Annotated in this window: 21 protein-coding genes and 1 tRNA gene; 7 read left to right on the top strand and 15 right to left on the bottom strand. The window is 56.5% G+C overall.

The genetic code is table 11. From position 1 onward, the window contains the following. Positions 1–519 precede the first annotated feature (519 nt). Positions 520–963: a GFA family protein gene (locus QN085_RS03465; RefSeq protein WP_080963520.1), complete on the bottom strand. Its 444-nt coding sequence runs from the start codon at positions 961–963 to the stop codon at positions 520–522. A 516-nt stretch (positions 964–1479) separates the two neighbouring features. Further along, positions 1480–1614, bottom strand: coding sequence for a KTSC domain-containing protein (locus QN085_RS03460; RefSeq protein ID WP_232107062.1), 135 nt, complete (start codon positions 1612–1614; stop codon positions 1480–1482). A 680-nt stretch (positions 1615–2294) separates the two neighbouring features. Between QN085_RS03460 and QN085_RS25830 the strand changes: the two genes are divergently transcribed. Next, entirely contained in the window at positions 2295–2858 is a 564-nt protein-coding gene (locus QN085_RS25830; protein ID WP_352230950.1) for a GmrSD restriction endonuclease domain-containing protein, read from the top strand. 120 nt (positions 2859–2978) lie between these two features. Here the strand turns inward: QN085_RS25830 and QN085_RS03455 are convergent, their stop codons facing one another. From QN085_RS03455 to QN085_RS03445, 3 genes are read right to left on the bottom strand one after another with little or no spacing between them, the layout of a single operon-like run. Next, positions 2979–3884, bottom strand: a complete 906-nt coding sequence (locus QN085_RS03455; protein WP_099452843.1) for a ParB/RepB/Spo0J family partition protein — start codon at positions 3882–3884, stop codon at positions 2979–2981. Next, on the bottom strand, positions 3881–4774 hold the full coding sequence (locus QN085_RS03450; protein WP_099452842.1) for a ParB/RepB/Spo0J family partition protein: 894 nt from the start codon (positions 4772–4774) through the stop codon (positions 3881–3883). The genes QN085_RS03455 and QN085_RS03450 overlap by 4 nt, the downstream gene beginning before the upstream one ends. Beyond that, on the bottom strand, positions 4774–6327 hold the full coding sequence (locus tag QN085_RS03445) for a recombinase family protein (RefSeq protein WP_099452841.1): 1554 nt from the start codon (positions 6325–6327) through the stop codon (positions 4774–4776). The genes QN085_RS03450 and QN085_RS03445 overlap by 1 nt, the downstream gene beginning before the upstream one ends. A gap of 122 nt (positions 6328–6449) precedes the next feature. Here QN085_RS03445 and QN085_RS03440 point away from each other — a divergent pair, with 122 nt between their 5' ends. Both QN085_RS03440 and QN085_RS03435 read left to right on the top strand, forming a co-directional pair. Continuing rightward, a complete protein-coding gene (locus QN085_RS03440; protein WP_021782005.1) occupies positions 6450–6803 on the top strand; it encodes a hypothetical protein in 354 nt (117 codons plus the stop codon). Positions 6804–7176: 373 nt separating this feature from the next. Next, the gene (locus QN085_RS03435) at positions 7177–8253 is read left to right on the top strand and encodes an RES family NAD+ phosphorylase (protein WP_285689552.1); all 1077 of its coding nucleotides are present in this window, start codon (positions 7177–7179) and stop codon (positions 8251–8253) included. A gap of 196 nt (positions 8254–8449) precedes the next feature. Here the strand turns inward: QN085_RS03435 and QN085_RS03430 are convergent, their stop codons facing one another. The 9 genes from QN085_RS03430 to QN085_RS03395 form a co-directional block, all read right to left on the bottom strand. Further along, on the bottom strand, positions 8450–10225 hold the full coding sequence (locus QN085_RS03430; protein ID WP_285689550.1) for a hypothetical protein: 1776 nt from the start codon (positions 10223–10225) through the stop codon (positions 8450–8452). A gap of 653 nt (positions 10226–10878) precedes the next feature. Next, a complete protein-coding gene (locus tag QN085_RS03425) occupies positions 10879–11736 on the bottom strand; it encodes a coiled-coil domain-containing protein (protein WP_157767018.1) in 858 nt (285 codons plus the stop codon). 90 nt (positions 11737–11826) lie between these two features. Beyond that, positions 11827–14706, bottom strand: coding sequence for a DUF927 domain-containing protein (locus QN085_RS03420; RefSeq protein WP_099452838.1), 2880 nt, complete (start codon positions 14704–14706; stop codon positions 11827–11829). Between the two features lie 813 nt (positions 14707–15519). After that, complete coding sequence (locus tag QN085_RS03415) at positions 15520–15855, bottom strand: hypothetical protein (RefSeq protein WP_274094706.1); 336 nt, start codon at positions 15853–15855, stop codon at positions 15520–15522. Further along, complete coding sequence (locus tag QN085_RS03410) at positions 15852–16160, bottom strand: helix-turn-helix transcriptional regulator (RefSeq protein ID WP_099452834.1); 309 nt, start codon at positions 16158–16160, stop codon at positions 15852–15854. The genes QN085_RS03415 and QN085_RS03410 overlap by 4 nt, the downstream gene beginning before the upstream one ends. 195 nt (positions 16161–16355) lie before the next feature. Continuing rightward, a complete protein-coding gene (locus tag QN085_RS25825; protein ID WP_225874453.1) occupies positions 16356–16565 on the bottom strand; it encodes a pyocin activator PrtN family protein in 210 nt (69 codons plus the stop codon). Positions 16566–16890: 325 nt separating this feature from the next. Next, positions 16891–18180, bottom strand: coding sequence for a tyrosine-type recombinase/integrase (locus QN085_RS03405; RefSeq protein ID WP_099452832.1), 1290 nt, complete (start codon positions 18178–18180; stop codon positions 16891–16893). Between the two features lie 161 nt (positions 18181–18341). Next, positions 18342–18417 (bottom strand) — tRNA-Thr (locus QN085_RS03400). A gap of 71 nt (positions 18418–18488) precedes the next feature. Then, positions 18489–18899, bottom strand: a complete 411-nt coding sequence (locus tag QN085_RS03395; RefSeq protein WP_023660630.1) for a pilin — start codon at positions 18897–18899, stop codon at positions 18489–18491. A gap of 214 nt (positions 18900–19113) precedes the next feature. Between QN085_RS03395 and QN085_RS03390 the strand changes: the two genes are divergently transcribed. From QN085_RS03390 to yacG, 4 genes are read left to right on the top strand one after another with little or no spacing between them, the layout of a single operon-like run. Further along, positions 19114–20322, top strand: coding sequence for a type II secretion system F family protein (locus QN085_RS03390; RefSeq protein ID WP_023660629.1), 1209 nt, complete (start codon positions 19114–19116; stop codon positions 20320–20322). Positions 20323–20324: 2 nt separating this feature from the next. Beyond that, complete coding sequence (locus tag QN085_RS03385) at positions 20325–21191, top strand: prepilin peptidase (protein ID WP_031324244.1); 867 nt, start codon at positions 20325–20327, stop codon at positions 21189–21191. Then, the gene (gene coaE / locus QN085_RS03380; RefSeq protein ID WP_023660627.1) at positions 21191–21814 is read left to right on the top strand and encodes a dephospho-CoA kinase; all 624 of its coding nucleotides are present in this window, start codon (positions 21191–21193) and stop codon (positions 21812–21814) included. Before QN085_RS03385 ends, coaE begins: the two co-directional genes overlap by 1 nt. Then, positions 21811–22011 carry a DNA gyrase inhibitor YacG gene (yacG, locus tag QN085_RS03375; protein WP_003260624.1) on the top strand — a complete coding sequence of 67 codons (201 nt, stop codon included), beginning with the start codon at positions 21811–21813 and terminating at the stop codon, positions 22009–22011. Before coaE ends, yacG begins: the two co-directional genes overlap by 4 nt. A gap of 135 nt (positions 22012–22146) precedes the next feature. Here yacG and QN085_RS03370 read toward each other — a convergent pair whose 3' ends face one another. Continuing rightward, a complete protein-coding gene (locus tag QN085_RS03370; RefSeq protein ID WP_031324242.1) occupies positions 22147–22854 on the bottom strand; it encodes an energy-coupling factor ABC transporter permease in 708 nt (235 codons plus the stop codon). Positions 22855–22934: the final 80 nt, after the last annotated feature.

Genomic DNA, 22934 nt, shown 5'->3' with positions numbered 1-22934 from the left:
AGGATCTTTAGCGGATTTACGGTGGTCATGCATGAGTTCCTTTCGTGATGGAACTGCCACCGCTCGCGGCCAAGCAAGTTAAGGTGGCAGCAGTACGCGGGTTGGCCGACCGGGACGAAAGGAGCCCGGCACACCCGAAGGTGTCCCGCGCACCACCGCCATAACACGACATCGCGGGCACAAAAAAAGCGCCTGCGATTAAGACTGGGCGCTGATGCGCCTTTCGATTCCGACCGGCCAAGGTCGCATCACCGATGCTTCGGCGACGGGAGGACTTTATTCCCGAGTGGCTGTTTTCGCAAGTTTCCAAGAGTAGGAAAGGACTATGCGTTTCGTAGGAAGACGGCCATCAGGGGCCTTTAACAGCGGGCCAGCCGCAATGATGATGTCTGGCCCGCCGCTCATGCATTTGCGAATCAGGTTAGCGTTGATGCCATGGCTAACGGCGACACTGGAAACGGGTCTTGGGCTGTATGGTATCCATCCAGCTCTCGGCGCGATGCCCACGTAGAATCGGAATCAATCATGGTTGCTTTCATATCGCAGCCATCCAGCAGTAACTGAGCCTCCACCTACGCGGTCTTTTGGATGAATCCGCCCTTCACTGACAGGGACTTCCGGGAAATCAAATGGGCTCATGCCTTCGATACAGGCAACATTGACCCCGTATTGATCCGGTGAGGAGCGGCGCTGGTGGAAGGTGTAGATGCCGCATTTCGAGCAGAAGTAGTGCTTTGCAACATGTGTGTTGAACTGATAAAGGGTGAGTGCCTCATGCCCTTGGATGATGGTGATGTCGCCCAGGTTGACTGATACCACCACTGCTCCTCGCATACGGCAGAGCGAGCAGTTGCACCGGCGCGCTGTGCGCACACCATCGGTCAAGCGAAGTGAAAAACGCACCGTTCCACAATGGCAGGCTGCCTGGTAAACAGGGCGATCATCGTGTTTTTCATCAGTCATGGCGTTTCTCTTGTCGTGTCAGAGGAAACAAAGCAGTTGGTCTGCGGGTTGGGTGATGAGCGGGCGGGATCAGCCGCTGGGGGACTGATGGAAAGCTCGGACACCTGAAAATATCTATAACCGATTAAAGCACTATCTTAAAGAATCTCGCCAAACACCCCGAAAACACGGGGCGATAGCTAAATGACGGTCACCCATTATCTTGAAACCCGTACAACTGGAAGTGAAAACCGCTGACTATTCAATCGGCCGAGAAGCTGGGCTGAAGGTGGCCTGATCGGCCGAAAGCAGAAAACGGAAGAAACAAAAATGCCCACACAAGGCAGGCATTTTGGGAGGGCCCGAACGCAGGAAAACCTGCATCAAACCATCGAACTCTGGTGCGGAGACAGGAATCGAATATCACCACGTTAAGTCCATAATCTATGGGACTTACTACTTGATTCAACTCTCGCGTATCCCTAAACGTATCCCTAAAGCAAAATCCACTACCTGTCTGAGCGCTAGCCCTTCAGATCAGCATTGATATCGATCCCGAATGACCCGATCGTAGTAGCCCCCCTTGGAGCCCGCATTCACCAGCCCCTGATGAACCTCTGGCGGTACCCCACAGAAATCGTAAGTGCGTCCCTGCTTAAAGGTGATCTTCATTCTCTTGGTAATCGGGTCGTAACCGACAGCGGTGATAGCTGAAGATCTGACTGGAATCATTTGCATCTCATGTTCCCTCACGCTGATGGCGGCATAGTGGCCAGGGTCCAGAGATACTAGGTCACTCAACCTGTGACAGCCACCAGGGTGCGGGCTGACATTTGTGACTCTTGATTTCCATCAGTCCTAAGGTCGGGGGACCCTGAGAAATGGCATCTGCTACGGGGACGGAAACCCGCGCAGCCTTGCTAGCGGCTGCCAGGTTGACGATGGTTGACAGTTGACGAGGTTGACGCCTCCCGAAGAGAAGGGTCAGTAGCCTGGTGAATGGTTGATTGGGTTCACCACCCAGACGAGTGTGTTCACCCGGTTCACCTGTTCACTAAGCTGGGCACCCTGCTGCTAACGAAGTCCCGCGGGTTCTCAGCCCCGTATCTGGCCACATCTCTCAGGGTCCCCGGCGGCTCCAAGGATCCGGGAGGTGGGGAATGCCTCAGCCGCTGAAGGCACGACCAACTAGGGGGCATGGGGTCGCTAGATGACTACGAATCCAAAGCGGTGTAACAGGTGTAATAGGTGTAACGACACCGCACAACCCATTGTTCTTAAAGGTAAAAACAGTGATACACGCTCAAGCCTTCGCTTTGCCCTAGCAGTGTAACAACAGATCCGGTGTAACCATGGTAGGCCGCTATCGACCCAAACCGGCCCTTCGCAAAGGGCCGCAATGGGCAAACGCTGCGAGTCACGGACGCTGCCTTCGACCCAGCGCAATCCTTCATCACGTTCGACTACAGCTGACGGGGATCGGTGAATTCCGTAACGCCTGCGTCAGCGTACCGTTGTACCCAGACCGGCTGGATACCGCAAAAACCTGTTCGCTGTTAACGGAACTCGAAAGCGGTTTACGGCTATCCGTTAAAAGCGAAGAGCCAGAAGTACCAGACCTATCAGCGCTTGGTATAGAAAATATTTCGCCGCGCAGTTGGAACGTCCCACTGGCCGCTGAAAGATGGCAGCGTGGCAGCCGACAGCGACGCGTCGATATCGAAGTGATAGTGCGCTCTTGCGCTACATTGACGCCCTGGCAGCTCCTGATTCGTGAACGGCATGAGAGCATCTCAATGCTAGGCAACTTGACGCTGCTTAACTTCAGCATCAATAGGACGGCGCAACACTGCGATTTCGCGGCGAAACGCGACAAGCTGATGCCAATGCTGGCCTTGGTCTCAATGTCCCATTGATTGCTAGCTCTGCGTGGGACGAAGCCGCGATTTCAGCCAGAGTCCATGCCCTCGCCAAAATAGCATTGACGATCTGTCCTAAAACGAATGATGACCTCCCACCCAGCACAGCAGATGGGTCTATTCACGCTCCAGACTACGAGCATCTGCGGTGACCGCCTCCACAACCCCCGCCAGCTCCCGTACCAGGTCAGGCTCGAAGCGCTCCAGGTAAGCTGCGATAGTCTGATTGCGCAGCATGCGAGACACATAGCCCTTGGCAACCACGAGTACCAGCATGGTTTCGCCAAGGGTGTCTTCAACCAACCGGTAGTCGTGGTAGAGCTTTTCCATCTCCCGCTCCATGCGTGCAATGTCTTCAGCAGTCACGCCCTCACTGACTTTCTTTGCCTCGACCAGCTGTTCAGGACGCGTTGCGGCCAAGACCATTTCGGCGTAGCGGCCAGTAAAACAGTTAGCGGACATCATCATCTCGACTAATTCGATCTGGCGCATAGGCTTCATCTTGCGCAGCACACGAAAGACCGCCTGACTGACCATTCTCGTTTTCAGCATCTCAGCGACTTCCGGCGCAATTCCCCGCAGCAAACGCTGGCGCTCGCGGATGCGTCCAACGTTGACGCTCAAGACTTCGGCAATCCGCTCGGCGGTCGTTCCTTTGCGAATGGCCTCCAGAATCATCTTGTGCTCTTGAATTGGGGTAAGTCGGTTGATCTGCCGGTTGTAGGTGAAGCCTTCGTCATCTGTCGCCAACAGACACAACGCGTCTTTTGCACCCAACTGTACGAGCGCAGCTAGTCGCAAATGACCATCCAACAACAGATAACGGGGCTCCTCTCCTGCCCCGTGAACCGGCTCGGGATGCACCGCAAGCGGTTCAACCACCCCCAGCTCACGGATGGAAGCTAGGATCGCCGCATACTTGACGGAGGTCAGCATATCGTGGGTGACTTGGCGAGAGGGCAAGATCAGCGGTAAGCGGACGGTAATTAGATCAGGCTCAAAGGCACGCTTGACGACAGTCATGCGTCCCCCTGAATACGCTCGGCCAATACCTGCGGCATATCTTCAATGCCTTCGCTGCGTAACATTGAGCGAAAAAATTCATCGGCTAGTAACCGACGCAATGCGGTCACGACGAAGAGCAATCGTTGCTCACTGATGTCGGCCTTCTTCACCATCAGGCGCTGACGGCGCACCTCAGTCTGATAGGCGGTTAGCAACTGGCGGGGAGTGGTCATGCGCTCGCCTCCCTGATGCTTACCATAATCTTTCCCTAGAACCCGTCGACGGTCGATCAGACGGCGCACCTTGATGAGTTCATCCCCTTTCAACAGCCCACTTTCATAGGCCTCGACCATGGCGGCCTGGACCTGGGCATCGTCGGACCGTGCCACATGGATCGCGACTTTAATCGGTAGCCAGCCCTTTTCGACAGCAGCGATCAAGCGCTCCTCTCCTTGCCGCAACAGGATCAGAATCCCGCCGACATAGGCACGGTTCAAGCAGGTTTTCTGGGCAATCTGCCTGATGGAGTAACCACGCTCGTGCAGTACGTTGATCGCCATCAGCAAGTCGCGGTTCGAATGCTTGCGTCGCGCCAGATTCTCCACCAAGCTGATGAGATAGCGGTCCGCCTCAGCCGCCGTCACCACGACCGCCGGAATGGCCGACTCCCCCAGGACCTTAAAGGCTTCGAAGCGCCCCTGCCCACAAATAAGGTCGAAACTCGAACCATTACGGGTCACCGTGATCGGTCGTTTCAACCCCAGACTCGCAATGTTTTCCACCAGGCGTGCAAACACTTGTTGATTGCGACTACGCGGGTTGAGCACGCGAATATCCGCGAGTGGGATCTGCGCAATAGGCGCCGCCTGCGCCACATGAAGTGCAAGATGCTCTCCCGATGTGGCCATTACGCAGCGCTCCCCAGGGGTATACGTCGACTCAGGTCCGCCAGGATATCCAAGCTGTCGAACCGGTAGAGTTCCAGTTCGCGCGGATTAGTATCTCCCAGACGCAGGTGAGGTGCCGCCAAATCGATCATGGGAAAGAGGTAGTAATCAAGCACTTCCTGCTCACCTGGGAGCATGCGAACAGCGACCGTCAGGTCCGGTAATAAACCGAAGTCGAAGCGTAGCTGCCAACGTCTGCGCGGCGACTCTGAGCATTGACAGCGGCACAGCACCACCGAGATCGAGAACTCATCATTAACCCAAACCAGTTGGGTCTGGGGGTCGACCGAGATGCGTCCACCGACAAGACGAATGCGCTCCTGCGTGTCGACCAAGATCTGCGGATACAGCTCTCGCAGCCGGCGATTGGCCTCCAGAAAGCTGTAGTCCCGTGCGGGTGAATAACCAATCAGGCTGTAGCTGCGTAGCAAACTACCAAAGCGCTGGCGATAACAACTGCTGGATGGGCAATCCTCTTGCTCATCGATGATCAAACCAGACAGACAACCTCGCTCCGCAAATAGTTGCTTCAGCGTGGCCAGCATTTGCTCATCAGTCCAGTGCCGTGACCGCGCACGGATGATGGCCTGCGCCGCTAGAAACAAGGCGTGGTCGACCACTGAGGAGAAGGCACCATCCGCCCGCACCAACTGATCAACTGGATTAGGTGTACGGGGCTGTTTCAGCTTGCCAGACGTGCGATTCCATACGTTGTTACCAATGTACTTTTCGTTGATCAGGACCTGATGCACTACGCCCCGTGTCCACGGCCGCTGGAAGTCTGTTAGTAGGCCACGCCGATTCAGTTGCGTTGCAATTTCAGCTTCGGTTCGACCTTCCCTGACAAAGGCCTGGTAAATGTCTTGAACGACCTGTTGTTCGGACTCAGGACCTGGAGTGAGGATCACCCGATCCGTCTGAAGGCTTTTGTACTCTCCCCGTCCCAAGATTGCTTTAGGCTGCCCAGTCTGATCGATAAGTTGACGACGCAATCCATAGCCAGCCGGGCCTCCTTGTCGGTAGCCCAACTCGATCAGGCGCGACTGCCCCGCAAATACCTTGACGGACAGTTCACGGCTGTACTCACCGGCCATCATGCGCTTAACACTCTTGATAATGCTGGAGACCGGTGAGCCATCGTTAACGAACTGTTCGGCGCAGTATTCGACCCTGACACCCGCCTGCCGACATCGTACTTCGTAGCTGGCGCTCACATCAGGGTCCTGAAAGCGCCCCCAGCGACTTACGTCATAGACCAGAACCACAGAGAACTCGGACTGACCCGCGTCAACGTCTCGAAGTAGCTGCTGAAGAGCTTCCCGACCATCCAGGCTCAAGCCACTTTTCCCTGCATCGGTGTACACCCGGACGATCTCCAGCTCATGCGCTGCCGCATAAACGCGAATCGCATCCAGCTGGTTCTCAGTGGAGTACTGCTGGTGTTCCGTCGACATGCGGACGTAGGCAGCGGCTCTATTGCTGCCCTCTGCCAGGGATAGCTGTGCTCGTCTCATTTGTTGATCGATGCCCCCTCAGCGGCTTGGGGTCTACACCCATGCCAAGCCGTAGATTGCACTACGCCTACCGGCCTTCGTCAGATGCGCCACAAACGAATATAAATAGGAGCCACAGAAAAATGATCGCGAAAATGGGCAATCCTTTTCCAATCAATGCAGAAATCTACGCCGGCGCCGTAGCCGCTGCCTTACGTACCGAATTAGGCACGTCACATCGCGCAATCAAGACGCTGCGCAATTGGACCGATGCCAGTGAACGCACCGCTAAGCACTGGCTGGCGGGCAGCCATGGTCCCAGCGGCCTTCATTTGGTTGAATTAATGCGGCATTCGGACCATGCGCTTCAGGCAGTGCTTGAATTGGCACAGCGGAACTCGTCCGTGGCAGTGGTCTGGCTTCCCGCTTTGCGCGAGCGCTTGCTTGACGTCGCGGAAATGATCGAGGCTTGCCTGGGGCCTGGCAGCGCTCGCTGACAGCCCTTTGCGCGGTCTCCCGGTCTCTATTGCTGTAGCCTGAATCCTCCGTGTTCAGAAGATTCCAAGCCATTTAAAGTATGTAGATTCTGCATTTGAAGAGTGCGGGATATTCAAGGCTAAAAGGCTGGTAGCGGGACTACTGTTCAGCTGAATGCCCGCAATTTGCCGATTGCTGCCGCTCTCCACAGGCAGCTTTGGGTCGAAAGCAGCCGGTCACGAATGCCCGCTTTCGACCCAAAGCGGTCCTTTGTGCAGGGCAGAAGTCGGCCAGAAGCGGACCATAGCAACCGGCCCAATTGAGCCCAAACCGGAGCGATCTGCTTGGTCTAAAGTTTGAGTTCCACACCATAAAAATATCCCCGGTAGGACTATGGCAGAAGAAACTGCGAAGATGAATCAAACTCTCCTTTGTTCTGAATGTTTCACGGATGAAGGACTGCGGATAGATGCATTCAAACTCGGCATTGAGGAGCATGTGGAATGTCCGAACTGCCACAGCCAAGAAGGCCGAAAGCTGACGAAGGAGCTTGTTGAAGCTCTTGCATGGCGTTTTTTTGTGGGTGGTACTACCGTCCGTTGTGACTACGGTGCAGCGCCTGTTATTCAGTGCAACGAGCATCACTTTGGGAGGAGCGATATATCGCCCTCGATCTGGCTCAAAGATGACATCAGGCTTCTTGAGGAGGCTGCTCAGCTTGGCTTCTTCCACTACGGTCCACGCCTCTGGATGATTGGTGAAGTCGAGCCACTTAAGGATCTTCAAGACGAATTGAAGCGGTCCAAAATCATCAAGCGCGTATTGAAGGAATACCCAGAGAAGACACTTGAAATGGGGCAGAAATTTTATCGCCTACGAATCTGCCCACAACGTCCAGCTGATCCGGCAGAGTACGACAGCCCACCTATTGCACTCGCTGGAAAGGGGCGACTCGACTCGCCAGGTTTTCCCATCATGTACGGATCGCAGGACATCGACGTTTGCATTCATGAATGTCGAGCATCGACAGATGACGACATCTACGTTGCTACCCTAGAGCCCAAGCGGAATTTAAGGCTTTTGGATCTTACTCATCTACTCGAAGAAGATGTGACGGAGTTCGAAAGCTTGGATATGGCTATCCATATGCTCTTTCTGGCACGTTCTCACTCCTATGAGATTTCCAGAGCAATTGCATTAGCGGCCAAAGAAGCGGGCTTCGACGGCATAATTTACCCGTCGTTCTTTAGTTTGATTCGCACTGGCGGCCATCCTTTTGAAACCGCATATGGCTTGTCACTGAGGCGCTGTCATCCTGATCGGGTAAAATACGCAGAGGCATACACAATCAAAAATTTTGCCTTGTTTGGACGTCCGCTTGAGAACGAACTGGTAAGCATCCAATGCATTAATCGTTTGGTACTCACTCAGGTCGGATATAGAGGACACTTCGGCCCCGTGCAGTATTGACCGAAATGTTAGATGTTATCAGATCAACGGCGGCTACTGCCCTTCCTTGAAGGGCAGCTTTGGGTGGATAGCAGCCGATCAAACTCCAAGCCAGTCCTTCGTCAGGAGAAGTCGGCGGCTGAGCCCGGGTGATCAGGCTTTCGTCACGACCACCAGGGAGACTTACGAGCGGAGGTTCACTGCCCAAGAGCGGCCATCATGAGTAATTAAAGCGCGTCAACAACAGATCAATATTCTCTTTAGTGAACACCAAATGTTTTTCACCTAAACGCTTCCGATAAGATAAATAGTTGAGCTCAATCATTTTGAACCCCTGAGAAACACTAAATATTGTTTTGTCCTTTGAGGCGAGCTCCATTAGCCAGCGCATAATCACATCCAAATAATCATGAGTATTCTCCACTAAGACCTCTGTGTACGAAGGAGTAGAACCATCATGAACGATAGTGTTCCTGGCTCGATAGATCCTTCTTAACTGCCACCCTACACGTTTCTCATGACCATCCAATACATTAATTATTGAAGCAGGACTTGAAAGCAAACCAACCAAATACTCATATCGATCTCTGAGCAAGTGGTAATCACCAAACCCGCCTTCCAACTCAGCTCTCAAGTGCTGATAATCAGGCAAAGCTAACAAATGAGCTGTTTTCGACGAAACGCCTTGAGCCTCAATTTCTTTATAAATACGCCGAACAAGCTTACTATTCCAGAACAACAAGTCTTTAAAGAACCTTGTTAGCAGCTTGTTTATGTACTCCAAATTCAAACAAGGGATGACGGAGTTTGCAATGTGATCAATCTGCGCCAGATCTTTATCTGACTTGCTAGGTATTAAAGACTCCAGGGCAATCCAGAGATTTATCATTTGATTTTCAAGTGACTCACTGGCGAGAGCAAGCGCATGCAGTTCCGCGCTCCTATGAAACTTACTGAAAGATTCTTTTTCAAGGCTAAACGCACTCATGAACTTGAAAAGTTTCTTCGATGCTACAGTTGGCACTGCATCAGCACACCTATGCATTGGATTAATATGTCTAGCATTTCTTTCACACTCTCCACCATCGGCACTTTTTATTAAACACTCCGTTATACGTCGCGGAGCCTCCTTGTGATGATATAGGCCTATGAGGGTTTGAATAGCCTCAACTTTCTTATCCGCCACGATCTTTGCTACATTTGGCTCCTTTCCACGACTAGATATATACAGGTATACGTCTCCACCTCTCAACTGAAAATTATACCTAGTCAATTCCTCATGGGTAAAAGGTGAGTCTCCTGATCCAGGAAGCACATTAACCCCAAGTTTGTTCGCCGCCTCCCTGAAAGCTAATAGGTAAGAAGGCGCCTTATAAATAACATGATACTCCTGAATAACCCGAGAAAATAAGCTAAAATATTCCTCAATGGCTTCATTACCTGAAATTCTATCTGGGGAGTAGTGGAAAAAATTTTGCGAAACTTTCGATATGAATTTTGCTGTATAACCACTATTGAGTAGCGTAGTAATATAAGACCTAACCAAGGAGCGTAGCGTAGACCGCTTCGATGCCCCTAAAAGTTCCTCCCTCAATAGATTCTCATTCATTTCCTTGTATGCCGAAAGCGGCACTTGAATTCCCAGAAGCTTAACTACAGTTTCAACGCTAGCATCTGAAGATTTCGGATTCTTGAGTGTGCTTGTCACTCCGACAAGATCCACAGATAGTAGCCGCTGCGCCACCCAGTCAGACTCTAAATTATCGCACAGCTCATTTAATATGTGCTGCAAATTAGGTTTCATCACCACGCCAGCGCTAATTGCCTTCATCGTTTTAACCGCTTCTTTAATCAAAAGAGCAGTATTCATAGCGGATGGCTTATAGCTATCAAGAGTATAATCAAAAAGTAGTTCGTCAATTATTTGTGCAACAAATATAAGTCCTTGGGAATTTTCTTTATTATCCCATTTATCCAACTTTCTGAACCGCATTCCAAACGACTCCATCAGAGAAAGACATCAGGCATGATGCCATGGAGCCATCAAATATTGCACCTTACGAACTCGCCCGCCCCCCTTGAGAGGTACCACTCGCCGTCCATTCTTGAGTCGCTCGCTTGCTTCAATTACGTTCCGCTGATGCAGCGGTAGCATCAAATTATCAGCTGTAGGCTAAAGTAATTCGTGGCTAATGCGTCACCGCTATCTGATTTGCAATTCCGAAATCTAGGGGGCTTCGGCGCATTCGGAGCCTACGGCGATGGCTGTGAGATCATCGGTCGGGCCGCCTCCAGGAAAAGGAGTTGGTGGTCGTCGTAGGCTGGCCACACTACCACCTCTACGACAAACCCGAGCCGGTGGGTCAGGCGCTGGCCAAGCTGATTCCCTTCTACAAGGAAAGCCTCTAACGGCTGCAACAGGGTGATGAGTTGGGGTGACCAGTACCCCGACATCACTCAGAGATGTGCCTGACCTGGGCCAACCGTAGCCTCGGGCGAACGTCTGCTATGGGTCGATAGCGGTCCGTCGTGACTGGCTGTTCTCGACCCATTTTGCACATCCGCGAGCTTGGCCAATCTGCTTTTGACGGGATCAACCGCAACATCGCAGAAACAAACAGCCCGCATCTGCGGGCTGTTTCGGGGTTACGCTTCGATCAGGTCTATTGGGGTGATGCCTCTAGCGCCTTCTAGCACATCATCGCGGTCGAGCTCTCTGGCCGAGGGGCCGAAGAGCGGGATCGACAGACCTGACAACATCATGCCCCCGCTACCTCGATGATGGTCTGCGGCGAGAATTCGAGAGCCCACAGCGGCAAGTTGCTTGGCCAAGCGATTCCATTCATCGCCGAGGGCCAAAGCGGCTGCGCGTAGGGCGCTGTCCTGAGCTTGGCTAGACTCATGCTTAGCCTTGGAGATCTGAGCATCGAGCGCCTCAGTTTCCGCCTGCAATGCAGCGACAATCAGTTCTTGGCGCCTTGCATGTTCATCAGCCTCAATGAGCAAGGAGCTAGCTCTCTCCATCGCGGTGCTTGCAGCCTTTTCACCCTCACTATTGCCGGTTGCGACGTTGCGTGCGTAGAGGTTCGCAGCCTCAATCTCAGCTTGCTGCGCCCTCTCGATGGCTAGATTTGATTCTTTTTGGATCGCCTGTAGGCGCTCAAGAATAAGCGTACGAGTGCTCTCCAGTGAAGTTATCGTATTAACTGAATCAGACATGACTTGACGAGCCTTTGTCTTGGCCTGCTTCGCATTCGCCAAACTTTCCTGATAGCTGATCTCGCGTTCAATTCGCTCAATAGCACTAGGAATACTGCGCAAGCGACCCTCTGCGTCGGAAAGCTTATTCATAGCCGCCGTACTTTCAGGGCTGCCAATGCAATTGCCATGACGGTCCCAGTTACTCGGTGTTGCCTCCCACGCAGCTCTCAGGCCTGGAATGCTTTCTTCAAGAGAGTCACGCTCTGCAATCAATTCGTCACGCTGCTTTTTCAATTCTTTCATGCTCAACACCTAATGATTGGAAGTGGTTACGTACGAGGCTGGCAAGGCCGCATGTTGCCGACACTACCTCGTGGATTTAGAGGTAGTAGTTCAAGCGGCCAGTACTTCGTTCTCGGCCGGTTCAGGGATCGTCAGGACGACATAACAGCGCTGTAGTCCAAGGCCGGGCAGGCGCACAGAGGTGGAGGCCTTGCCATCTTTGCCTGGCTCTAATACCCGACGCCTAAGCAGCTCTTTGTTCACGGCATTGAGGTTCATGCCTCGGAAGATTTCAGAGCGCCAAGCTTCGGGAAGTACGTAATAGGTTGTCGTCGTGTGCGACGTGTCACCCATGCCGTGCTCCATCGACTTGCGAAAGCCGAGCCGGTCAATAGTGCGGGGGCCGTGTTCATCTACCTTGGCAGCCGTCGATTCCCAGCGCGTAAAGCGGCTCTCTCCAAAACGCTCAATCACCTGGCGCAAGCGTGCGAGAATCGCATCACCTTCCATGTTTCCAGCGCCACCTCGCTCAGCTAACCAGGCATTCAGGCATACGCGGGCGGCGTCGAGCGCCAGACCGTCTGGCCACCCCGTAACGCCCAAAGCGGTGGCCAACTCTCCCGCAGCCGCCGCCAAACCGAAGCGGGTTGCGGCCCGCTGGGCCTGGCCGCTGGCACTGGCGGGGAGCGCTTCAGCAGTGAAACGCTCCACAGTGCTGCGTACCATGGCTGTATAGGCGCGCAACTTGGTCGGGTCGCAGAGGGCCGACAGGAAGGCAAGGGCAGGCGAGCCGTAAAACTTGGCCACTCGCGCCTTGAGCGCGTCTGACAGAGCGGCGGCATCGTCGAAGCCATGCAGTTCCTCGAACAGCCCAAGCCCTTTGCTTGCATCAGCAGGAACAGCAAGCAAACGTACCTCCATACCTGCTTTCAGATCCTTATTTGCCTCGGCCATGTGCTGCGCAAGGGTCTTTTCTCCGGTGGAGAGAAACAGCAAGCGCCACTCTTGAACTTGGCGCCCGCTCATGCCCCGATCATTGGCCCGCGCCTTGCCGGTGCCGTTGCCGAGCATGTAGACCGTTTCACCGATGATCCGTGGGTCGCACATCCCGATCTCATCGAGCACCAGCAATCCGTCCGAGTGCGCCGCCGCGATACTTTCCAGGGCGTTGTCCGTAGAGCGCCAGGAGCGCACCAAACGCGGCCCACCCCAAACCGAGGCCGCCACCTGCAAATGGGTGGTCTTTCCGCCCGAGCTATCACCGTACAAGTGGAAGCCGCCCGATTCATGCCCAAGCAGGTGCAGTAGCGCTCCAGCGAAAGCCACGCACACGACGAACGCTAAGCGGTTGTTCCCAACGCACAACGTGCCGATTTGCTGTTGCCACTGCTCGAGTGTTCCGGCTTGGGTAATGGGCGGGAGCTGGGCGCCAGCTTCGTAGAAGTGCAGGTATTCAGTGCTGGCACCAATTTGCCGATCCGGCACCAGGTAAGCATCCCCATGCCAGCCCAGACGAGTGACCAACCGGGCACGCTCGGAGCCGTCGTAGCCTTGTAGGTAGCTCTGTAGGTCGTTGCGCGAATTGCGAGCAGTGCGCACAGGCGCCAGGCGCAGCCCCATATCGACGAGTGGCGCGAGCACTTCTTTGCCAAAGTCGCCCGCCATCGCCCTAGCCGGAATGTTGAGGCGCTTGCTTGCCCCATCCGGATCATCGAACTCCACAAGCAGGCCCCATCCGTGGCCCTTTTCGTCACGGGTGCGAGCTAATATCTCTAGCCGTGAACAAACTGGGCGTGCTTCGCCATCCTCACCGGCATAGAACACCCCCTCCTTTGTGAGACGGAAACCGCTGGGGGCCGGGGCGGTTTTCTTCTCGGGTTGCGGCTTGGCCTGGGCAGTGGCCTTGCTCTGCTTGATGGGGGTGTGGGTAGCGGCGACTGCGGGGGTGAGGGAGAACAGTTCCCCGGTGCGTTGCAGCTCTGCCAAGTGTTGGGCAGTCCACCCTTTGGATAGGGCGTCAGCCGCATCGTCACCTTCGCGCCACTCGCCGCCTGGGGCGAAGGTGGGATGCCCACCATCCATACGAGGGAGTTGCCCGAACGCCGTCAAGGCTACCGTCTGCACCGTGGCAGCTCCGAGCCTCCGCAGATGGTCGGCCAAGGCATTCATGCACTTCAATCCTGGAACATCGTTGTCAGGCCACAGCAACACGTCACGCCCGACTAGTGCCGCGAAATCAGCCTTTTGCCAAGAGTTCGTCCCGTTGGGCCAGCAGGTGGCAACATGTTCGGGCCACAGCTCGGCAGCCGCATCGGCGGCCTTCTCGCCCTCACACAGCACTACTGGTGCCGCTGGGCGTTTAGCCAGCTCATCAAGATTCAACAGCGGACGGGGTTCAGGTAAGGCCTGCCAGCGCCAAGCAAGCGAGCCATTGCCCGAGTGTTTGCACCAGGTAAGTGGCGCGAACACTTTGCGCGCCGAGCCGGTCTCATCCGGCACCAAGTCGAAGCGATACAACACCATGAGAGGCTGACCACTGGCATCGCGGTAGATCCAGACTTTTGAGGGCTTACCGTGCTGCCTGTGCGTATGCATTACCTTCTGCATCGCCTGCTCAGGAATGGGAAGCACTGGTGTCCAGTCCTGTTTCGAGACTTTTGTACTGGGCGACTTGGTGCTTGTGCTACCTGGCTCGACGCAGAGAAAGGCCGCAAGTTTGTTGCATGCGTCTATATCAGTGACGCGATCCAGGTAGCGCACTAGGTCAATCAAATCGCCGCCTTTGTCACCCGTAGCAAAGTCACACCAAGTGCCCTTAGCCAAGTTGACCTTAAGCGAACCTGCGTGCTTGTCAGTTCGTGTAGGGTTTGGAGCGGTGTACTCCTTACCGCCATCTACCCGTTTACCGCCTGGCAACCAGTTAGAAAGGACTTGTTCGATTGACCTGAGGGAAGCGTGTTTGACTTCGGAAAAGCTGGGGCGCTTGTTCATTGGAGATCCCCATGCACCAGCTGAGAAGTGGACTTATCGCCGTGCAAGGCCAATGACCGAATCAGTCCTACGGTACCTTGGATGTCCCAAATAACATTCGCTATTACTGAGTCAGACAGCCTCTCAACATCCGGACCGGAATTGAACTGTGCCATGAGCAAGTGCAAAACGGCGTCGACGCGGGAACAAGCCGCAGTGATGGCATCAATTGGCACACCGGCAGCATTGGTGGCGCATACAGATAGAAGGTCTTCAGGTAGACGCCCTTCAAGTCCCTTGGACGCAGATTTCATTGCGCACCCCCGACGGTTTCCAGGGAGCGGGCAATGCTCATATGTCGGTTGTAGCGTGCGAGGCGGGTAGCAAGGCTGGAGTTTGCGTGTAGAGCGGCGAGAGCCATTGCCCGGTGGGCGGCGGCGCGGATTTTGGACGGATTGAGGGCGGGCATGTGTGGTACTCCAAGTTAGCTGGAGCTGCCACTGATCGTCGCCAAACGATTTTGGGTGGCAGCTGTGCGCAGGTTGGCGAACCGGGAACTTGGAACCCGGCAGGCCCGAAGGCCTCCCACGCACAGCCGCCATAACACGAAACGGCAGACACAAAAAAAGCGCCTGCTGTCGGATGGGGCGCCTATGCGCCAAGTATATCGGGTCGCCAAACCCGGTCACTGAATTTGCAGCGACGGACGGAGCATAGCTTGACGATTTGATAAGAGCAATATGCAAGGCTTGCGCGATCACGCACGACGTCATAGATTGAGGGGGCATACGAATGTACCTCTAACGCCTCCGGTTGCAGCCGGGGGCGTTTTCGTTAGAGCTTAGCGACGACGGGGCGTACCAGAGACAGCCAGCTTAGATGCTGGCCATTGCGAGACTCTGAACGCATGTGCTCCAAGGCAGCGGGATTGGCCAGCAGATTGGGTATTAGTTGCCGTGCGTCTTCGATTACTACGCCCGATGGCACGTCGACGGCCAGCATCACCCATTCCAGCGACGGCCAGGCCAAGAGCAAAACGTGCGCGCCATCAGAAATGGCACGATCACGCAAGGCGCGTAGGCGATCACGTCCCATGGCCACTGCAGGCCGGGCGCCTTCAAGTACTCCGACCGCGTCGAGGACGGTGTGTGGCAGGAAGATTGGAGTCATGCCGCCACCTTGTCGCGAGCGGCAATGCGGGCCCGGGTCCAGTCCAAAACTTCAGACAAGACCCAAGCGACAGGCGCACCGCGAGCGGTGCTATCCGTAAGTTTGACTGGCTGGGGAAAACCGCTTTCAGGCTGGCTCATCAGCTTATAGATCGTCGGACGCGCAAGACCTACCAAGGCGACCACATCTGTTATGCGGATCAGTCGTGTTGCTGGATCAAAACCGAGTGGGCTCGTGTCACCGAGGTCAGCTCTTGGAATTGACTGTGCAAGAGGGTTGGCGCTTGAAGTGCTACGAGTTGTCATAGCTAGTTCCCTGTATTGGTATGAACAGGGCCAACTATTTATGCCGATTCACTGGTGAAAGAAACAGAGAAATTTCTAGCCGACTGGAGTTATCCCCATTTCGCTTCTTCGTAGCACCTTCGTCACATCTATACGACATTCGACCCCGACGAACGGTAGTGCTCGTCTACAACCCGCTGCGCAGTGGTAAGGGGGTCAATTGCCCCCTTGATCGAGCCAGCTAGCCAGGTCGTGAAGGTATACCACCCGTTGCATGCGTCCGCCCCACTCACCCTTCACTACGCGCAACGATATCCTCCCTTTGCCAAACTCCCTGAGAAGCGCCGGCATTCCCATGTGCGAAAGATAGTGCTGTCGCACGAGCTCAAGCGGTAAGCACGTGCTGCCGTAACGTTTCAAAAGCATGTCGTATGTTTGGCTATCAATCATTTGCCCCCCCGCGCCCCATGGCTGTAGGCTGAATTCCGCGCCGTCTAGATGTTTTGTGTCCGAACGAAAGAGCGACCAGCAGGAAGAGCTGGGCATTCCGGCTGTTACACTTTCTCGCTGTGTTACACCCGGGTGTAAGCCGACACTGCGTGGGGTGTAAACAGGTTTTCATCAATAGTTTCAATACGTTGCACCCTAGCGTTACACCGGTTACACCTGATACACCGGCCTTGAAGAGGCTGAGCATATCCAACCAGATTTACCCAAATGTCCCTATTCGATATTTCCCACCCAATCTGCTTCATGAATGAGGCAACCGCCCATGGGCAAAATCGTAGGGGGTGATCGCCTCCTTGCGATTAGCATCCAAATAATCAGCCCACCACTGCACCATGAGCCTACGCTCTTGTATATGCTCAGCCTTGTGGGTGTAGGCGGCACGCACCGTGTTTCTCTCCTGGTGGCTCATTTGCCGTTCGACAGCGTCTTTACTCCAAAGCCCAGACTCAACCAGTGCGGAGCAGGCCATAGTCCGAAAACCATGGCCGCATACCTCTGCTTTGGTGTCATACCCCATACGCCGCAGCGATTTGTTCACGGTGTTCTCGCTCATGGGCTTCCAGTGATTGTGGTCACCCGCAAAAACCAGATCGAAACGACCAGTGAGGTTACGAATTCTCTCCAGCACCTCTACAGCCTGGCGGCTGAGCGGCACCAGGTGTGGCGTGCTCATCTTGGAGCCTCGATGGGAGTTCTTCACACCCTCAATAGCCACCCTTTCGCCAGGGATTTCCCACATCAGCCTCCCCATGTCTATCTCTCCCCAGCGAGCGAAGCGGAGCTCGCTGGAGCGAATGAACACCAACATGGTCAGCTGCACCGCGAGCTTGGTCAGGCCGCGCCCGCTGTCGGCATCTATCCGCTGGAGAAGCTCAGGTAAGCGCTCGAATGGCAAAGCAGGCCGGTGCGCCGTTTTGCGGGTAGCCGTGGCGCCTTGCAGATCGATCGCAGGGTTGAAATCTAGATGGCCATGCTGAACCGCCATACGGAGGATGCCCGTCATGTACTGGCGTAGGCGTGCAGCCGTATCCAACGTATCCCGCTTTTCCGCCGCTTTCAGCGGAACAAGCAGATCCCGTGTTTTCAGTTCCGCGACCGGACGATCACCGAGAGTGGGCAACAGGTGGGACTCAATGCGTCGCCAAACGGTGGAGGCATGACCAGGTGTCCACTTACGAGCGCAGGCTGCATGCCATTCCTGTGCAAGCAAACGGAAGGTATTCGCCCGGGCATTGACCGCTTCCTGTTTGTCCAAGCGCGCCTGCTCGATGGGGTCTTTCCCAGCAGCAAGGAGTTCAAGCGCCTGAGCGCGTCGCTCCCTGGCCGCTTTCAAGCCGAGCGCCGGATAGTTGCCAAACGTTGCTAAACCATCACGGCCATCAGGTTTGGTGTACTTCATACGCCAAGTCTTGACGCCTGACGGCTTCACCAGCAGGTAGAGGCCTTTGCCATCGAACAGCTTGTAGTCCTTCTCCCGAGGCTTGGCCGCATCACATTTGGGATCGGTGAGAGGCACCACTGTGCGCGCCATAGGGATACGTTTCCTTATCGAACCGAGATATCCCTAACCATATCCCTAAATCGCGTAGATGCCCAGAGACAAAACGAGACAGGCAGGAACAACAAAGCCCGCGCTAGGCGGGCTTTGCGGGGTGTTTCATAGACAGTCATAGACTTCTGGAAACTGGTCTCTGGTGCCGGAGACAGGAATCGAACCTGCGACCTTCGCGTTACGAGTGCGCTGCTCTACCGACTGAGCTACACCGGCGTGTAGCGCAACGTACCACTGCTCGCACCCGTTACGCAAACCCCTGTTTCCCCTGACTTATTGCCCTACCCTCAAGGCGCCTTGCACCCCTTCGGCGCCAGGTCTTCCTCGATGTCGGTCGTGCACGCCCAGCCGCTAGCCGAACGCGTCAGGGTCAGTGCCTTGCCCAGCACAGTGGCCGGCGCATCCACCAGCGTGCAAACGATGCTCCCACTGCCATCCGCCGCCTTGCCACTAGCCGTGATCGCACAGTGCGCCGTCGCCGGCTGGCCACCCAACGCGGCCACATCCGCCACATCCTTCCCATCATTCAACCGCAGGTCCATCGCCGTCTTCAGCGCGCTGATCTCCAGCAATCCGGCCGCGGCCTTGGAGCGTGACTGGTGGTTGGTGTACATCGGTAAGGCGATGGTCGCCAGAATGCCGATGATCGCGACGACGATCATCAGTTCGATCAGGGTGATACCGCGTTGCCCTTTCATGAACGTTTTCCTTTTGATACGCGTACTCGTTGAGGTCAGGCTCGACCCCGGCTGGCAGCGGCGCAGTAGGCCTGAACAGACACCTTTTGTCACCCCTGCCCGCTTGGGCGTCGTCTTCGCTGAACTACTCTAGTGAGCATCTCGGACGCACGCCCTTGCATGGGCGCGGCAAGCTGTTTCCAGGCTTGTCGCACGGGCAGAAAAAGGACCTTGTATGACCCAATCCACACTCCTCTACACCTGGCACGGCACCGACGCCAATGGCGCACCGGTCAGTGGGCAAACGCCCGGGCGCAGCCCGGCTTATGTGCGTGCCGGGCTTATCCGCCAGGGCATCAAGGTTGCCAGTTTGCGGCCTGCCGGTGGGCTGACGTTCAGTTTGCCGAATCGGCGGGCAAAGGCCGACCCGGCGGGGTTCAGCCGGCAGTTGGCGACCTTGCTCAAGGCCGGGGTGCCGCTGCTGCAGGCGTTCGAGGTGATGGGGCGCAGTGGCTGTGATGCGGCGCAGGCGGCATTGCTGGGTAGATTGAAACAGGATGTGGCCTCGGGCCTGGGGCTGGCAGATGCGTTGCAGCGCCACCCGGGGTGGTTCGATGCGCTGTACTGCAACCTGGTGCGGGTGGGTGAGCAGTCCGGCACGCTCGACCGGCAGCTGGAACAGTTGGCAGGCATGCTGGAGCAACGTCGGGCGCTGCACAAGAAGGTGCGCAAGGCGATGATCTACCCGTTGCTGCTGTTGCTGACGGGGTTGGGGGTGTCGGCGATCCTATTGCTGGAGGTGATTCCGAAATTCGAGGGCATGTTCTCTGGCATGGGCGTGGCGTTGCCGGCATTTACCCAATGGGTGATCGACTTGTCCACAGGGCTGAGCCGCTTTGCGCCGCTGTTGCTGGTGATGGGCGTGGTGCTGGGTTTTGCCATGCGCCAGCTCTACCGGCAGCACGCGCCAGCGCGCCTGTGGATATCTTGCCGGGTGCTGGGCTTGCCGGTGTTCGGCACGCTGCTGGGGCAGGCGGCGCTGGCGCGCTTTGCGCGTAGTCTGGCAACGTCCTATGCCGCCGGCGTGCCGTTGCTGGATGCGCTGGGCACGGTGGCAAGGGTCAGTGGTGGCGACCTGCATGAACAGGCGGTGTTGCGGTTGCGTCAGGGCATGGCCAATGGGCAGGGGCTGCACCAGGCGATGGCCGCTGAGCCGCTTTTTCCGCCGCTGCTGGTGCAATTGACGGCCATCGGGGAATCCAGCGGCACGCTGGACCAGATGCTGGAAAAAGCCGCCAGCCATTACGAGGAACAGGTCAGCCAGGCGCTGGACCAGTTGACCAGCCTGCTGGAGCCGGCCATCGTGCTGGTCCTGGGCCTGCTGGTGGGCGGCCTGGTGGTGGCGATGTACCTGCCGATCTTCCAGTTGGGTAGCTTGATCTGAACATGACTTTATGGACTTTGCTGGCTGAGCAGCCGGCGTACTTTCTCACCCTGGCCACGGTGCTCGGCCTGCTGGTGGGCAGCTTTCTCAATGTGCTGGTGTACCGCCTGCCTATCATGCTGGAGCGGCAATGGCAGCGTGAGGCGCAGGAAATGCTGGAGTTGCCGATCACGCGGCACGAGCGTTTCGACCTGTGGCTACCCGCCTCGCGCTGCCCGCATTGTGCGCATCGGATTCGCGCATGGGAGAACATTCCGGTCATCAGCTACCTGGTCCTGCGCGGGCGTTGTTCAGCCTGCAAAACCCGCATCAGCCCGCGCTACCCATTGGTGGAGTTAGCCAGCGCGCTGCTGTCGCTGGTGGTGGCCTGGCGCTTTGGTGCTTCGCCCGAGGCCTTGCTGGCGCTGCCGCTGACCTGGTGCCTGCTGGCCCTGAGCCTGATCGATGCCGAGCACCAGTTGCTGCCGGATGCGCTGGTGCTGCCGATGCTGTGGCTGGGGCTGATCGTCAATGCCTTCGGCCTCTACATTCCGCTGACCAGCGCACTGTGGGGCGCGGTGGCCGGGTACCTTAGCCTTTGGACGGTGTACTGGGTGTTCAAGCTGGTTACCGGCAAGGAGGGCATGGGCTATGGCGACTTCAAGCTGATGGCGCTGATCGGGGCCTGGGGTGGCTGGCAGGTGTTGCCGTTGACCCTGCTGCTGTCATCGGTGGTCGGGACGCTGGCTGGGCTGTGCCTGTTGCGCTTGCGCCGGCATGCGATGGGCACGGCGATCCCGTTTGGCCCCTATCTGGCGATTGCGGGGTGGATTGCCGTGCTCTGGGGTGATGAAATATACGCCTCATACACAAACCTGCTTGGATTCTGATGACCACTGCGGCCTTTACCCCCTGGATTCTCGGCCTGACCGGCGGCATTGGTAGCGGCAAGAGCGCCGCTGCCGAGCGTTTCGTCGAGCTTGGCGTGCACTTGGTCGATGCCGACCAGGCGGCGCGCTGGGTGGTCGAGCCTGGGCGCCCGGCCCTGGCCAGCATCGTCGAGCGCTTTGGCGCCGGCGTACTGCAGGCGGACGGCCAACTCGATCGTTCGGCACTGCGCCAGCTGATATTCGCCGACCCGGCACAGCGCAAATGGCTGGAGCAATTGCTGCACCCGCTGATCGGGCAGGAGATTTTCAGCTACCTGGCCAAGGCGGAGTCGCCGTATGCGGTGTATGTGTCGCCGCTGCTGATCGAGTCGGGCCAGCACCAGAAAACCCAACGGGTGCTGGTGATCGATGCGCCGCAGGAGCTGCAGGTGGCGCGTACCCTGGCGCGTGACAACACCAGCGCCGAGCAGGTGCAGGCCATTCTCAAGGCGCAGCTGGCCCGCGAGGAGCGCCTGCGCCATGCCGATGATGTGGTGGTCAATGACGGCGACCTGGCCGCGCTGCATGAGCAGATTGACCGCCTGCACCACTTTTACCTGACTTTACGAGGAGGCCAGCCATGAGCCAGCCATTGACCGTCGATTGCCCGACCTGTGGCGCACCTGTGGAATGGAACGAGAAAAGCCCGTTCCGGCCATTCTGTTCGGACCGTTGCAAGCTGATCGACCTGGGGGCCTGGGCGGCGGAGGAGCACAAGATTCCGGGGGCGGAAGAGTCCGAGGATGAGCTGTACTCGGGGGATTTGGAGCCGCGGCATTGATCCGATAGCAAGGTGTCCTTCAGGGCCCTTTCGCGGGTGAACCCGCTCCTACAGAGACCTCACGGCTTTCAAGGCTGGTGCAATACCTGTGGGAGCGGGTTTACCCGCGAAAGGGCCAGTACAGCCGCCACAAAATCACCGCTCATCCTCCTTCCAGGGCGCCTGCAGATACCGCGTGCGGTTGAAGGTTTCCAGCCACTCCGGGCAAAACACCACCAGCGCACTGATCACCGTGCCGTTGATGAACGCTTCGGGGAACATCATCAGCCACAGGTAGCCGACAAAATCGCTGAGCCACTCCGGCATGGCGAAGCGCCCGTCCAGCCACAACAGCCCCAACGCAGCCGACAGGCAGGCCAGCACGGTCAATGCCGCCGGGAAGAACCCTGAACAGAAGATATACACAAACAGGTTCCGCGGCTGGGCACGCTCGACCCCTATCGCGCACGCCTCGGCGATCAGCACCGGCAGGCCAACCAGCAACAAGCCATTCACCCCCAGCGCCGCCAGGTCCTGACGCCCCAGCACCAGCAAACCGAGCTGGGCCATGAACCCGCCCAGCACTGCCAGTGGCCAGTCCAGCAACAGGGTTACCGCCGTCATGCCTATGAAGTGGTACGACACACCGGTATCGAAATCGCGCCGCACCAACCACAAGGCAAACAGGCAGAACACCGTGCCAAACAGCAGATGCTGGCGGCGCCGGTCGGTGAACAGCTCAACCCAGCGCACCTGGCTGACCGCCCAGATCAGCAACGGCACATATCCCAGCCAGCCAAGCGTAAGGGTGGTGCCCGACAACACCTGCGCGCTGATCACCTGACCAATTCCCCTTGCAGCCATGTGGATAAATCCGAGTCTACACCCATTCTCCGTTTCATTCGGTTGCGCTAGGCTGGCACCCTCACTCGATGCAGGAAGCA

The organism is Pseudomonas sp. M2(2023), assembly GCF_030263955.1.
Lineage (GTDB): Bacteria > Pseudomonadota > Gammaproteobacteria > Pseudomonadales > Pseudomonadaceae > Aquipseudomonas > Aquipseudomonas asiatica.
The sequence above is the reverse complement of the archived record's forward strand: the minus strand, read 5'-3'. Positions and strand labels throughout refer to the sequence as shown.

Excerpts from the sequence above, each read along its gene's own strand:
- QN085_RS03465 (WP_080963520.1), bottom strand. The coding sequence starts at position 963 with ATGACTGATGAAAAACACGATGATCGCCCTGTTTACCAGGCAGCCTGC.
- QN085_RS03460 (WP_232107062.1), bottom strand. The coding sequence starts at position 1,614 with ATGAAGATCACCTTTAAGCAGGGACGCACTTACGATTTCTGTGGGGTA.
- QN085_RS25830 (WP_352230950.1), top strand. The coding sequence starts at position 2,295 with ATGGTAGGCCGCTATCGACCCAAACCGGCCCTTCGCAAAGGGCCGCAA.
- QN085_RS03455 (WP_099452843.1), bottom strand. The coding sequence starts at position 3,884 with ATGACTGTCGTCAAGCGTGCCTTTGAGCCTGATCTAATTACCGTCCGC.
- QN085_RS03450 (WP_099452842.1), bottom strand. The coding sequence starts at position 4,774 with ATGGCCACATCGGGAGAGCATCTTGCACTTCATGTGGCGCAGGCGGCG.
- QN085_RS03445 (WP_099452841.1), bottom strand. The coding sequence starts at position 6,327 with ATGAGACGAGCACAGCTATCCCTGGCAGAGGGCAGCAATAGAGCCGCT.
- QN085_RS03440 (WP_021782005.1), top strand. The coding sequence starts at position 6,450 with ATGATCGCGAAAATGGGCAATCCTTTTCCAATCAATGCAGAAATCTAC.
- QN085_RS03435 (WP_285689552.1), top strand. The coding sequence starts at position 7,177 with ATGGCAGAAGAAACTGCGAAGATGAATCAAACTCTCCTTTGTTCTGAA.
- QN085_RS03430 (WP_285689550.1), bottom strand. The coding sequence starts at position 10,225 with ATGCGGTTCAGAAAGTTGGATAAATGGGATAATAAAGAAAATTCCCAA.
- QN085_RS03425 (WP_157767018.1), bottom strand. The coding sequence starts at position 11,736 with ATGAAAGAATTGAAAAAGCAGCGTGACGAATTGATTGCAGAGCGTGAC.
- QN085_RS03420 (WP_099452838.1), bottom strand. The coding sequence starts at position 14,706 with ATGAACAAGCGCCCCAGCTTTTCCGAAGTCAAACACGCTTCCCTCAGG.
- QN085_RS03415 (WP_274094706.1), bottom strand. The coding sequence starts at position 15,855 with ATGACTCCAATCTTCCTGCCACACACCGTCCTCGACGCGGTCGGAGTA.
- QN085_RS03410 (WP_099452834.1), bottom strand. The coding sequence starts at position 16,160 with ATGACAACTCGTAGCACTTCAAGCGCCAACCCTCTTGCACAGTCAATT.
- QN085_RS25825 (WP_225874453.1), bottom strand. The coding sequence starts at position 16,565 with ATGCTTTTGAAACGTTACGGCAGCACGTGCTTACCGCTTGAGCTCGTG.
- QN085_RS03405 (WP_099452832.1), bottom strand. The coding sequence starts at position 18,180 with ATGGCGCGCACAGTGGTGCCTCTCACCGATCCCAAATGTGATGCGGCC.
- QN085_RS03395 (WP_023660630.1), bottom strand. The coding sequence starts at position 18,899 with ATGAAAGGGCAACGCGGTATCACCCTGATCGAACTGATGATCGTCGTC.
- QN085_RS03390 (WP_023660629.1), top strand. The coding sequence starts at position 19,114 with ATGACCCAATCCACACTCCTCTACACCTGGCACGGCACCGACGCCAAT.
- QN085_RS03385 (WP_031324244.1), top strand. The coding sequence starts at position 20,325 with ATGACTTTATGGACTTTGCTGGCTGAGCAGCCGGCGTACTTTCTCACC.
- coaE (WP_023660627.1), top strand. The coding sequence starts at position 21,191 with ATGACCACTGCGGCCTTTACCCCCTGGATTCTCGGCCTGACCGGCGGC.
- yacG (WP_003260624.1), top strand. The coding sequence starts at position 21,811 with ATGAGCCAGCCATTGACCGTCGATTGCCCGACCTGTGGCGCACCTGTG.
- QN085_RS03370 (WP_031324242.1), bottom strand. The coding sequence starts at position 22,854 with ATGGCTGCAAGGGGAATTGGTCAGGTGATCAGCGCGCAGGTGTTGTCG.